The organism is [Flexibacter] sp. ATCC 35208 (assembly GCF_001975825.1).
Classification (GTDB): Bacteria; Bacteroidota; Bacteroidia; order Chitinophagales; family Chitinophagaceae; genus Chitinophaga.
Window position 1 is genome coordinate 1 of the sequence record NZ_MTKN01000065.1, and the last position, 13,344, is coordinate 13,344.

A 13,344-nucleotide genomic window follows, 5' to 3' on the forward strand; every position below is an offset into this window, starting at 1 on the left:
ATTTTAAACATGTTCTTAGTACTTCATGTTGTAGATAGTTAATTATCAATATTCTTGATTTTCCCTTCTAGTAAGGCATCTAAAGCCCTCATTTGATGCTAAATCACCATTTTCAATTCCCCTACAGCCCTGGACCATCTATACCCTTCATAAAATGGCGTTCCCACCGGTGGACTAATATAATGATGGATTTAAATCTCATTCAAAATTCCGACAGTCGCGCATCAACTACATTGAGAAGAATCTTACTGTGGCCCCTGCAGATCGCAAATTCGGCTTTGGACCGGCCAGCCCTCCTGATCTTATCATTTGTAGCAGCTATTCAATCATTAAAAACAACGACATACCTTAATACTCCTAAAAGCTTGCAGGACTCAAAAAAGTTTTTTATATTACTTGACCACCTTAAATAAATATCAATGCCTGCTCTGCAATCCAAACTAACTAAGCTGAGTAAACCCTCTGTCCGTAAACTAAGAGCCTATGCATTTGATCCCTCTCTCTCTCTTACGACAGATATGGTTGATATGAACATAATTACTTATAAAGTGGAGTGGGAGGATCTGGATCCTGCCGATCCCCCTGCTCCATCGCCAGAAACTGACATGAGCGTCAAGCCGGTACCTGGCTATAAGTTAAAGATCAAAACCAATACCTCAGAAACTGCATCGTTCTATAAAACTGTTCCTGCGGGGGAATATATTGAGATCATTGATTATGATCCTGCTTCTGCTTATTTTTACTCCCCTGTCGACCTTAATGATCCTTTCCTACTGGCACAGGACGGCCTAAATCCCAGTGTAAGTAACCCGCAATTCCACCAGCAAATGGTTTACGCTGTCGTAATGACCACAATTAAAAACTTTGAGAGAGCCCTTGGCCGAAAGATACAATGGTCGCCTCACCTTATTTTGAACAAGGACAAGCCTGGAAAGATAGACGAAGATTTTGTGGAGAGACTGCGGATTTACCCACATGCTTTGAGGCAGGCGAACGCTTATTATAACCCTTACAAGAAAAGCCTGTTATTCGGATATTTCCCAGCCAAGCCAGCCAATATCCAGTTACAATTGCCCGGGGGAACAGTGTTCACATGCCTTAGCCATGACATTATTGCCCATGAGACCACGCATGCAATACTTGATGGCCTCCGTCAGCGTTTCATTGAGGACACCCACCCGGATACCAGGGCATTCCATGAAGCCTTTGCAGACTTGGTAGCACTTTTTCAACATTTTAGTTTTCCCGAAGTGCTAAGGCACCAAATATCCCGCACAAGGGGTGACCTGGCATCCCAAAACCTGCTTGGCCAACTCGCCCAGCAGTTTGGGAAAGCGTTAGGGGGCTACAGCAGCCTGCGTGATGCCATCGGCCATAATGACCCGGATACAGGAGAGTGGATAGCTAATAAGCCGGACCCCGATGACTATGTGACAAAAATGGAATTTCATGACCGGGGAGCCATTCTCGTAGCGGCCATTTTTGACGCCTTCCTTACGATTTATAAACAGCGCATAAGAATATACCTTCGTGTGGCCTCAGACGGCTCGGGTATTTTGCGGGAAGGTGAGTTACACCCTGATATGGTAGAATTGCTCTCCGCTACTGCGGCCGATACAGCTTCGCGGGTACTGCGCATCTGTGTCAGGGCACTGGATTATTGCCCGCCCGTAGATATTAATTTTGGCGATTATCTAAGAGCCATTATTACCGCTGATGCCGATATGGTGCCCTATGATGAAAAAAATTACAGAGTTGCCTTTATTGAAGCTTTTCAAAAAAGAGGGATTTACCCCATTGGCGTTAAAACAATGTCAGTTGAATCACTCATTTACGAACCGTTCCCTGAATTAAACCTTATAGATAGTAATAAAGAGATATTCATTGAGTTCCTAAGACGATTTAAGGAAGCTATTGCGTATGAAACCGACAGAGAAACAATCTTTAATAAGACGAAAGAATTTATTGCAGGCGGCCCGGATGCCCATATGGGGCTCTATTCACGAATTAACCAAAAATTCATTATGTCCAATTCTGGCGACCGTTTCGGGGAACTTTCAGGCTTGCTTTTTCCTATGAACCAAGCCGATTGCGATAAAATGGGGCTAAACTATTCGGCCAGATCACAAACGGCTACTTATGCTGTAGATAATCTTTGGCTTGCCAGCCGAATCACCCCGGCTGATACGAATGTAAATCATGTCATTGTTACCCTGGTCCAAAAAAGAGGGATCATAGCTGCCGTAAATGAAGACGACGTGTTTTCTATCACAGGTTATTTTAATCCTTCTAAAGACGTCCCTCCTAATGGTTTTGTCTTCAGGGGCGGCTGCACGCTGATATTTGACCTTGATAAACTTGAACTAAAATATGCTGTAAAAAAAGATATTGACGATGTGGGGAGGATTGAGCAGCAATTCAGATATACCAATGATCTTGACGGCAAAAAAGGCGAAGTGTATTTTAGTAATGAAACGCTCGCTGCGTTGTCAGGACCATTTGCTTTTATGCATTCTTTTAACCATCAACTCGGAGAAGCATGAAAAACATCGATTCCATTAAAGTCCGCATGTACCGCCACGGTTTTGGTGATTGTTTCCTGCTTCGTTTTTTTGTAGGAGCGCAACGCAAATGCAGCCTGCTGATTGACTGCGGGTTAAAACTCAATGATAAAGTCGAGGGGGTATCACTGATAAATGTACGAGATGATATTTCAAAAGCTCTACTGGGCAAGAGCCGAAAAACCGCCCCCCACCTGGATATACTTGCTGTCACGCACGAACACTGGGATCATGTGTCGGGTTTTCATCCACGTGAAAAACTCTTTGATAATTTTGGAATTGGCGAACTCTGGATGGCGTGGACAGAGGACCCGGATGATGTTGACGCGAAAATTTTAAATAATGGTCTTTTAAAAAGAGTCAAAGCATTGAAAATTGCTGCCGACAGGCTGAAAGAATGCAATACTTCGAAGGCGGAATTTTACAAACAGCAGGTTGGAGGAGAGGGTATTATGGCAGCGAGACGGGCTTACACAGAATCACTTGAAGCTGTGATGGGTTTCCTGGGACCTGTCGCGCTTACTAAAACAACAGCTGGAGGCATAAAAGTAAAGGAGAAATATAAAATAAGCCAGGACACACAGGATGCCATGGATAATATCCGAGTATTGGCCAATAAAGCGGGTGCAGGAATCAGGTATATGTCCCCCGGCAAAGTTGTAATTGACCAGCAGAAGCTGCCCGGCATCCGTATATATGTGCTTGGACCGCCTAAAAATAAGTTGCTCAATAAGGCTGCTCCTTCCAGCGGTGTTAAAAAGGAAGTGTATTTCGGGGATAGCTCACTGGCTGGATTTGTGGAGGGCGTGATCGCGGGTAAGGAAAGGGAAACTGGAAATCCTGGCGATACCTCTGCAGATAATGGCAGGCCGTTTGGCACGGTAACATGCATGACTGCTATTGAGGCCCAGGCTCAGCAATATTTAAAGAATTCTTACTTTCATGCCTGGGAAGCCTACCGAACAATCGATGACGACTGGCTGGATATGGCCGGTGCTCTCGCGATGCAAATGGACACCGATACCAACAACACGAGCCTTGCGCTGGCTATTGAGTTTATTGAGAGCGGCAAGGTACTGCTTTTCCCAGGTGACGCGCAGGTAGGTAACTGGTTGAGTTGGCACGAACTTGAATGGGAGATTGAGCATAATGGCAATAAAGAAAAACTCAATGCAGCATCTTTGCTTGAGCGTACAGTTTGCTACAAAGCAGGGCATCATTCCAGCCATAATGCAACCCTGAAGGCGAAGGGGCTGGAGCTGATGACAAGCCCGGATCTCGTCGCATTGGTACCTGAAAAAGAGAAACAATATAACGGTATTCCTTTTAAGCCATTATTAACTAAGTTAAAGCAAAAAACAAAGGGAAGGCTTGTTGTTTCGGCAGACAAGAATTACCCAGCAGAAAATGTGCTAATAAAAAAGCCAGATGCCCTTAGTACAAAAGAGTGGACTGTGTTTAAAGAAAATATAGACATTACTAAATTGTTTGTAGAGTTAACTGTACGAACCTAACAACCCCTTTTTTTGTCATCAGCATGAGCATATCATACCAGGAAAAAGCATTTCAATCTCTTAGGGATTACCAACAGGAGGCAGTTTATAGCTGTATTAAATATTGTGATAAATATAAAGATGCCCGTGCGATGGCCAAAAACGAGTTGAAGACCGGGCTTGTTGCAATGCCTACAGGGAGTGGTAAATCAGCTATTATTGCCTTCCTCTCCGTATATTATGAGCAAATCAAAGGATTGGTACTTGTTGTAAGCCCTAGGATTGCTGTGACCGAACAATTGAAAACAGAGATTGGTGGGAAGGAGAATGCGGAAGGGCAGAATTTCTTTGTTAGAAAAAAGCAAATACACCTTCCAGAAGAGCTACCCAAAAAAGTATTTCTCTATGACAAGCCAATTGACGCATATCCCGAAAACGGGGTTGTTTTAGTCGCGACAATCCAGAAAATAGACTACTTAAAAAGGGAGAAGACAGACGAGTATCAAGCTTTGCTAAGGGAAGCAGAGCTAGTAATTTTTGATGAGGGGCACTACGAACCTGCTGAATCATGGAGCGATACTATCAGGGAATTTAAATGTCCAAGAATCATATTTTCAGCCACTCCGTTTCGCAATGACTTTAAGCAGTTCGATATTGACTGGCCGCTTGCTCATTTTATCAGCTATGACACTTTGTTGGCGCAAAATTACCTGCGAAAGGTTGTTTTTGTTCAAAAAGGCCCCTCGCTCTCCATACCTATATTTGTCGATAGTATTTTGGAAGAGTATAATCAAGCGTTTGAAAAAGCCAAGAGCCGAACGCCAAAGCTCATTATCAATTGTGACAACCCGGATTCGATAAAGCGGCTGGCAAAAGAATTTTACAAACGAGGTTATGATTGTATTGCGATACATGAAACATTTGAAGATTCAAAAAGAAAGAAGGGCCAAAAAAGAAAGTTAAAGGACAATTTTTACCACAGGGTTCCGGGTGAACCCGAAAAAGAACTTGCCTTTATTTGGATACATCAATATAAACTACTAGAGGGAATTGATGACCCTTCTTTTCAGATGCTGGCTATATTTGAACCTTTGAGGAATACGCGATCCCTAATCCAGCAAATCGGCAGGATTATACGAAATCCCCGACAATTAGACGAGCCAGCTTATGTATTTAACTGGACGGGCGTTGATCTTGAAAAGGACTGGAAAGACTTCCTGGAACTGGATAAAACCGGGGCGTTAATTAAGGCGTTTAACAGAGAAGTGTTTGAAAAGTTTAACAGCTCTCTTGAGATGAAAGCTTATGTTGACAAGCGATTTAGGGGGAAATTTAATCCCGGAGCTTTTAATAGCTGGTCTCAAAAACAGGTGTTTGAAAATATCAAATTACCACTAAAAGTAAACTTGCTGCAAAAGCTACCCAGCTTTAAGCTTTCCGAATTTTCAACAGTATTGGAATTCGAATTTGAGGAAAGGGATCGTCTGTTTTATAAAAACGGTATAGACAGCAATGCCCTGTTATATTATTATTTTACTATCGCAAACTCACCATTTCTCGGAGAGGAATATTTCCCCACCATTAGCCATGATATTTGCTTCATAAAAGAGTTTGCAGATTACATCGCTTTTTACGACAGTTCCGGCTCTTTGCCTATAGGGAGGGACGATTGTGGGATTGGCCTTGCGATTGAGCCAGCTCTATTAAAGAAAATATTTATCGAAGATGACACTACGGTTTTGCACCGTATCTATTTAAAAAATGCCAATATAGGTTCCAGGGACCCCAGGGACCACTCCTTTACGGGACCATCGATCGCCAACACCACTCCCTACTTGAATGATTTTTCACATTTTCTTGGTTCCGCTTTTGGATCATATATGGATAAAAAACCATTTAAAGATTACAAAAGTGATAAAAAAAAAGATATCCCGGCATTAAAGCCTGTACAATTAAGATCTTACCTGGGGTTTTCAAAAGGCAGAATAAGCCAGACTGAGGCCGGTTACCTGACTGCAGGAGAATATATCAAGTGGCTGGATTATTTAATGGCCCTTGTGCGGGACTCTGACCGCAGGTACAATAGCCTCTTTGATAGATATGCAATTCATTTGCCGGAAGTAACGCCTGAGGATATGATACCGGAAAATATCCTAATAGACTTATTTGATATAGAAAACGAATTTGATCTTGAATCGGGTGACGATTGGGATTCGATAATTCCTGACCGATGCCTGGAGATTGAGTATGTTCAACCCAATAAAAAAAAGCATCAATTTATTCTTCCCGTTAAAAACACAGAGGGCACCGCTATACAGCATACTGTATTTATTGAATTTAACATGGCGAGCAAGAAATTCAAGCTACAACTTGAAGACTCTTCAAAAGATGAAATATTGATATCTAAATCCAATCAAAAAGCTGCCGGGCTTCTAAGTGTTTTGAATAGGAAGCAATCATTTAGGATACTCGCATCATCCCATAACCTGTATGCCAATGGCCATTTCTACCGGCCGGTTTTAAAATATGGAAAAGGCTTTGAACTTAAAAGTTTCCCGTTAACAAACATTCTTATCGGAGCCACAGTGTTGAGCTTGTTGCACTCAGAGAAAGGGAAAAAGGCAAAACCCGATGGAACCGGCTGGGACCCTTCTTGCCTATTTGGATTGATTGATAACCTTGGAGTGCATGTAGATGGCACAAAAACCGAGATGGCTGTTCATTTCGACGACACAGAATTATTGGTCTGTGATGACCTAGGTACTGAGATTGCCGACTTCATACTTCTTCACAATGGGAAGTTGGTTTTAATACATGTCAAAGGCATTGGTAACGATCCTGCCAAAACTTCTTCTCTTTATGGAGCTTCCAAAATCAGCGAAGTTTGTAACCAGGCAGTAAAGAACCTTCATTATATCAGTATGTTCGACAGGACGGCACCGAAGCATCTTGACCGGTTAGAAAAACCCTATAAATTTGTGAATACCAAGCAGGGTATCGATTTGACTGTAAATACGCGGTTACGGTATTTTAACAAAACGCGGAATTTGCAAAAAGCCGACTCAAAAAAGGTTTGGCAGAAAATTGAAGAGGTTAAATATAATGCGTCCGCTGAACGGGAGGTTTGGTTAGTAATGGGAAAGCTTTTCTCAAGAAATCGTTTTTTAGGAGAAATGGCCAAAGGAAAACCTGCCCCAGAAGCTATACAGGCTGGGCTTATTCTTCAAAACACGCTAGCCGCTGTTGGCTCATTGGGCGCGCAATTAAAAGTGTTTTGTAGCCCCTAAAGTATATTTAATAGTTGCAAATTGCCTTCAAAGAATTACTGGCATAGGCACATATACTAAGTTCCAGAGTAAATACATCATGTTGGCAAGTACTGTTATTTGGTGGTTATGATTTCAGTTTCGTGCTGACTCGCATTTTGGACTACTGCAATACTGGGATTCATCGTTTTACTTTATTTTTTGCATGGAATTGCAGAATCTTGTAGTCCTAAATAAGATAGTATAACAGTTGGCTAACCCTGAATTATTATGGACAAAATTTAGAATTGAGTAGTATAAAAAACTGCTAAATAGGTACCCTAACAGCATCATTGAAAAAATTTCAATTTGACAGCATTTACAATAATATTCTTATCTTCATTTAGACAGGTGAAAAAGAGCTAAAAAGCGCTTAACAGGCTCACTTCCCCGCTCTCTAAAAGCACCGACACCAATTCGACATTCCGCGACTGTAAGGTATTAATAACCAGACAGATATTATTCCAGTTCTGGGCACAAAGAAGGCAAGACCCGCTCATAGAGCGGGTCTTGCCTTTTTACATGCATTTAACCTATAGCATAACTCATTAATTTTCAACACCATTTCGGTTCGATCGAATACGAGACGATGATTTGCATAACAATGTAATTCTTCCGGAATTTCATAGAATTTACGAAGTTTGCTATTCATCAAAGCCTCAATACTTTGCATACAGCATTTGGTAACTTATTTCCGGAAATGGCTCAAAAGGAAACCAGAGTGATAACCGTCGTGGACCAGAAAATCACAGGGCTTCCTCGAGGAACTTATGCACTTCTCGAACTGTATTGCACCGATCTCGATTGTGATTGTCGAAATGTATATATTAACGTAGTTAATCAAGCGTTCGATGCTCCCTTAGCTACAATCAGTTATGGTTGGGAGGAGCTTGCTTTTTATAAAGAATGGATGGGGGGCGATGATGAAATGCTTGCCGAATTCAAAGGACCAGCATTAACAACTTTTGCCACTCAATCACAATTTGCCCAAAGATGGCTCGAAATTTTAACTGACATTCTCAATACTGACGTAGCGTATGTCAACCGGTTGCAACAACATTATCAACTGGTGAAAACCTCGATTAAAGACAAACAAATAAAAAAATGATCTACCAATTTCTTATTACATTAAAGGAAAGTGATCCTTTAGTATGGAGAAGAATTGCCGTTCCCGCCGATTATACTTTATACAAATTACACATGGCTATTCAAGGTGCATTCGGCTGGGAAAACAGTCACCTGTTTCAGTTTTCCCAAACTGGATTTATGGATAAGATTTGTTATGGCTACCCTGGAGACGATATCGATCCAGAGGTCACAACTATTGATGCGCGAAAAACAAAGGTAAGCCGCATATTTAAAAAAGAAGGTCAAACATATTGCTATATCTATGATTTTGGAGATGGATGGGACCATCAGATTATCTTTGAAAAAACGCTTGCAGGAGATTTAAATGCTCCGTATTGTATCGATGGAAAAGGAGCATGCCCTCCAGAAGATGTTGGTGGTTTGTCCGGATATTACCAAATGGTGAAGATACTAAACAAAAAAAGTCATCCGGGAAAAGCCCAATATATTCAGTGGCTTGGTCTCGTCGACGGAGAAAAATGGAACGCAGAATTATGCAGTATAAGAGAAACTAACAAAAGACTTTTACTACTAGCAAAATGATAGATTACTGTTCATACAGCCTATTAATAATCAACATCAATTGGTTCGAAAACACGCCACTACCAAGTACTAAAATGACGAAAGCCGGCGATGATATCTCAGCCTTTATTGTTTTGAAGACATCCAATAATTATATGGGTATTTATGGGTGATTTTATGGGTATGATAAAATCAGTCTCAACAATGCCCCGCTGTCATGAAAAATTTTAGGGTCCCCAGGATATCAAATTAAAATTTCCAGCCTAACAATAATTTCTAGGAAAAAAGAAAGTGAAGTTGGAAATTGCATTTCCCGATAGCCAAATGTCAAGTGAATAAAGTTGTATTTATATTATCGGTAAACCTCACAGTGATGCGTGTTGTGCTATATTTTTTTTAAAATAGAATTAAAAATGAATCAATCCATTTCTCCTGAAAAATATATTAAAACGCGTGCAAGGACGCTGAAGATAGATCGTTGTCTGGTAAATGCTGATTGGAATAGCAGCATGTTCGCTCATGTAATCGTCATACGAAAACATACGAATGGGAACTTTACTTTTGCTGGATACCTGGTAGATTTACTTTGCCTGGGTGTTAAGGACACCTTCTACGGTTTTAACCACGACGAGGACGACGTGAAGGAACTGCTGGACGTACATGAGATGGAAAATGAAATGGTAGAAATTGAATATCCCCTGGCTCATAACATCATATTTGCAGGACAAGAGCTGGCATCAGAATACCATATTCCTCAGCACCGGGATTTTGTTAACGTGACGAAGTATTTACTTGAAGAAGATGATGAAAAGGTACCTTTGATTGAAGTTCATACCGGGGATGAGGACGGATTGCCCCACTTAATTGTACCATCTTCGGATAGTAATCCTTCAGCTTTGGCCTGCCTTAAAAAGTTTGCTGGAGAAGGGGGATATCATTATACCGTCTTAGAAAATGAAGGGATTATTGAAGAAGATGGTTATTTTGATGAAGACTATGAAGATGAAGAATTGGAGGATGATTTTCCAGATTGTCATTTATGGAAGATCGATGATTGGAAATCATTTATTAATAACATTTCTCCGGAAAATCATAGCAGGTTTAGGCAAGAATTCTCTTATATTTTTTTAATGGCCATCACGAAACCAGATCTTGAAAATCGGGGGCTGGATTTAGCCGTTGAACTGTCTATTGCTGACAAGGGGGTAGATTGGCATGAAGAAGGAGATGAAAATGAGTATATAAAAACACCGGAAGAGAATACTGCCATTGAGAAGATATATTCCCAGATTACTAAAAACGGAGCAACCACCAAAGAGATAAAAAAAGTTTTGTCCTCGATCCAGGATTGCATCAAAAGATGGCCAAACAATCCTTTGTTTAGGAATTATCAGTACAATGCTTATCTACTTTTAAATGATTATGAACGTGCGGAAGCAGAAATTTTTGAAACGTTGAGATTGTTCCCAGACTATCTCGTAGGCAAAACGATATACGCCGATTATCTCGTCGCCAACGACCGGGCAAATGAAATGCCTGCTGTATTTAATTCAAAAAAATATCTTTTCGAGCTATATAGTCACCGTAGCTCATTTCATATTAATGAATTTATGCATTTCAATACAGCATGGCTATTCTATTATACTTCAATAGAAGATCATGTAATGGCCGACTTTTATGGCAGATTATTAGAAATTATGCCTGACGATTTGCTAAGAGACAAGCAACACAAATTACTAGACATGCTGGATTTACAGCGGTCCATACGCGTAATGGAATTGGTGAGTAAATCGCTCGAAAGTACGGTGGAAATGGATAACTTAATCCGTTTATTAATGCCAGATCCGACTATATAAGTATTGAACAAAATAATTTACCTGATTTCGGCTGTTTGCGCTTCATGTGCACATTAGAAGCGGCAAATTGTCAATTATTGAATTAATGAACACAAAATCAATATCATTTGCTTCGAATACGCTCCGCTACTGGGCACCAAAAGCAGAAAGTTCGCTCTAGTAGCGGATTCTCTGCTTTTCAGTATTTATGGATAGTTTATAAATGATTTATAATCAAGTACCAATAGGTTCGATTCCGGATTTATGTTCGAAAGGTAACTATCGTTTCTGTGCTTTAATTAGATGTCCTGCAACATCAAATTGAAGTGTAAATCTGTCAATTTCAAATTCATGCGGTTTATTGCAGGAATATCTTCCCTTATTGACGATCTTAAATTCCTCAATCTTTGTATTTGATGGATAATGTGCGGCAAGAAGATTGTAAAAATTTATATTGCCGTTGGATTTAACATGTAGAGGAATGAAATGATTTTTAATTGCGTGTGGTATTTTTTGCAATGCGTCGCATTGAAGATTAACTTCTTCAAATGCTTCTAAATCGTTTCGATGATATAGCTTCGCCTCTTTTAACATATCTTTGACGGTTGGACTTGTTGAGCCTATTATATTCCTTTTACATAAACATCAAAAAACATCGTGATATACTGGAGGAATCTTACTGTTTAAGCTATCTAAGAAGTACGTTCTACTATCCCAGACAGACATCTTTAATAAAAATCTCTTATCTGGAATGAACGAGTCTTTACCAATTTGGAAAAATTTCACCTCCTTATCAATTCCACCCTTAAATTGAACATAATCCAGTGTACCATCCAGGTTATAGTCCGTAAAACACAAAAGACTATTTGTGCTCTGCCAATCTGGTAAATTATACACTTGGAATGTATTCAAGTTTACCATTACACCTTCATTTTGAATCAAAGTAGTAGATCCTAAAAATTTGGGGGTACTATACATTACAAACCAAGTGCTTCCCCGATACATCATCAGATATCCCGCAGATTCAAAAAAAAGTCCATTAGGATATTTGTGCTTTGCTAGTAATTTACCATTCTTATAAACATAAAACTGGTCCAACATTTCATTCTTATAAGACACTTTAGCTTCTACTTCATCCCCATTAACTACTACTCTTATACTATCGTCAGTAATCTCTCTGAACAATATATTAGAATCAAGCAAGCTATTAAGAGAGAACATGTGAACTCCTGTATCTTCAACAATAGTAGTCTTCTCGAGGCCAAAACCGTAGTCAGACAAACTGTCTTGCAAAACGTATTGTCTTAGGTTCCTAAAACCCTGCGTATATCCCAGGCAAGACCACGACAAAAAAAATCCATACAAAATAATTCTATAACTCAATTTCAATGTATTTTCTGTTTATCCAAATTAACCTCATTGATTTTCCCAGTTGTGTTACCTGTTCGTTGAGTCCATGGTTTGGGCAAATAAAACCAGGTAGTAGTATTTATGAATCCTGTATTCTGATTTACCTTTGTAATTACAGTGCCTTGCGTACTCTGATCCCTATTAGCTTTTTCCGCCTGACTTCCAGAACCCGACCCCCATTTAGTCGCACCAGCAACTAAATCCGTTGTTTCTCCAGTCAGTACCTTTTTAGCTGCAACAATTCCTTCTCTAATCCTCGTTTTACGAATCTACAGTTTTAAATCGTCTTTTTTATCGGCATTAATATTTGGTAAAGAGGTCAGATCTTCGCCACCAACCAACGTATTGAAACCAGTATAATTATCATTTACTTTTTCTTTGCCTGCGGGCATAGTCTGATAAAAGTAAATTTTCTTTTGATTCTCAGATGTTATCGGAACCTTATCTGCTTTCATCTTTGTCGTCATTCCTGCATACATTTGATCTTCACCAAACTTATTTGCCGCATTATTAATTGTGGAAGCAAAGTAATCAGCAGCTGTACCGCCACCCTCTCCATATGCCCAGTGAACTCTGTTAATGAATTGCGAAATATTAACCGTTTTTAATTGAATCGATGTGCTACCACTAACAAATATTACAGGCGCCGTTTGGGATTTGTCTCGTCCCCATTTGATAAACTCACCGCTGTTGTTAAAATAGGCTTCTAAACCATCTATGTCAGTTGCTTGTATTGGTCTATTACTTGCAAATTGATATGGTGTAAGTTCCGGATATTGGGCAGACAAAGGGTCACTTGATATAAACCGGAGCACTTGTTCAGGCTGAATATCTTTCTTATCAATTAAACTATCATTCTTTCCGAATATTAATACAACATTATTCTCTACATTGAAAGCCATTGCTTTAATCGGGGAAGTAGTATCTCCATTTTTCACATAAAGCATTTCGTCAACAATTGTTTCATATTTTGTATTCGACTTATGTCCAAAAATTGCATATGGGTCTTTGTATGTGTCTTGGCAAAATGCAGTGGCGGATAGATGTAGCAAGGTATAAAGTAAAATTCTCTTTTTCATTTGGCAATATT

The 13,344-nt window shown here is 39.9% G+C and carries 9 protein-coding genes; 6 read left to right on the forward strand and 3 right to left on the reverse strand.

What is annotated here, in order from left to right; all coding sequences use genetic code 11:
* The first annotated feature begins 419 nt into the window (after window positions 1–419).
* The 6 genes from BW716_RS28675 (at window position 420) to BW716_RS28700 (ending at window position 10,865) form a co-directional block, all read left to right on the forward strand.
* Window positions 420–2,543, forward strand: coding sequence for a hypothetical protein (locus tag BW716_RS28675; RefSeq protein ID WP_083729491.1), 2,124 nt, complete (start codon window positions 420–422; stop codon window positions 2,541–2,543).
* The gene (locus BW716_RS28680) at window positions 2,540–4,075 is read left to right on the forward strand and encodes a hypothetical protein (RefSeq protein ID WP_083729493.1); all 1,536 of its coding nucleotides are present in this window, start codon (window positions 2,540–2,542) and stop codon (window positions 4,073–4,075) included. Before BW716_RS28675 ends, BW716_RS28680 begins: the two co-directional genes overlap by 4 nt.
* A 23-nt stretch (window positions 4,076–4,098) precedes the next feature.
* Window positions 4,099–7,341: a DEAD/DEAH box helicase gene (locus BW716_RS28685; protein WP_083729495.1), complete on the forward strand. Its 3,243-nt coding sequence runs from the start codon at window positions 4,099–4,101 to the stop codon at window positions 7,339–7,341.
* Between the two features lie 685 nt (window positions 7,342–8,026).
* Window positions 8,027–8,467 (forward strand): hypothetical protein, encoded by a 441-nt coding sequence (locus BW716_RS28690; RefSeq protein WP_143709091.1) that lies wholly within the window; start codon window positions 8,027–8,029, stop codon window positions 8,465–8,467.
* Window positions 8,464–9,030 (forward strand): plasmid pRiA4b ORF-3 family protein, encoded by a 567-nt coding sequence (locus BW716_RS28695; RefSeq protein WP_083729499.1) that lies wholly within the window; start codon window positions 8,464–8,466, stop codon window positions 9,028–9,030. Before BW716_RS28690 ends, BW716_RS28695 begins: the two co-directional genes overlap by 4 nt.
* A 392-nt stretch (window positions 9,031–9,422) precedes the next feature.
* Entirely contained in the window at window positions 9,423–10,865 is a 1,443-nt protein-coding gene (locus BW716_RS28700) for a tetratricopeptide repeat protein (RefSeq protein ID WP_083729501.1), read from the forward strand.
* A 258-nt stretch (window positions 10,866–11,123) separates the two neighbouring features.
* Here BW716_RS28700 and BW716_RS28705 read toward each other — a convergent pair whose 3' ends face one another.
* The 3 genes from BW716_RS28705 to BW716_RS28715 all read right to left on the reverse strand — a co-directional run bounded on the left by BW716_RS28705 (window position 11,124) and on the right by BW716_RS28715 (window position 13,333).
* Entirely contained in the window at window positions 11,124–11,438 is a 315-nt protein-coding gene (locus BW716_RS28705) for a hypothetical protein (protein ID WP_083729503.1), read from the reverse strand.
* Window positions 11,439–11,489: 51 nt separating this feature from the next.
* Window positions 11,490–12,137, reverse strand: a complete 648-nt coding sequence (locus BW716_RS28710; RefSeq protein WP_143709092.1) for a hypothetical protein — start codon at window positions 12,135–12,137, stop codon at window positions 11,490–11,492.
* Window positions 12,138–12,523: 386 nt separating this feature from the next.
* A complete protein-coding gene (locus BW716_RS28715) occupies window positions 12,524–13,333 on the reverse strand; it encodes a hypothetical protein (protein ID WP_083729507.1) in 810 nt (269 codons plus the stop codon).
* Between the last annotated feature and the right edge of the window lie 11 nt (window positions 13,334–13,344).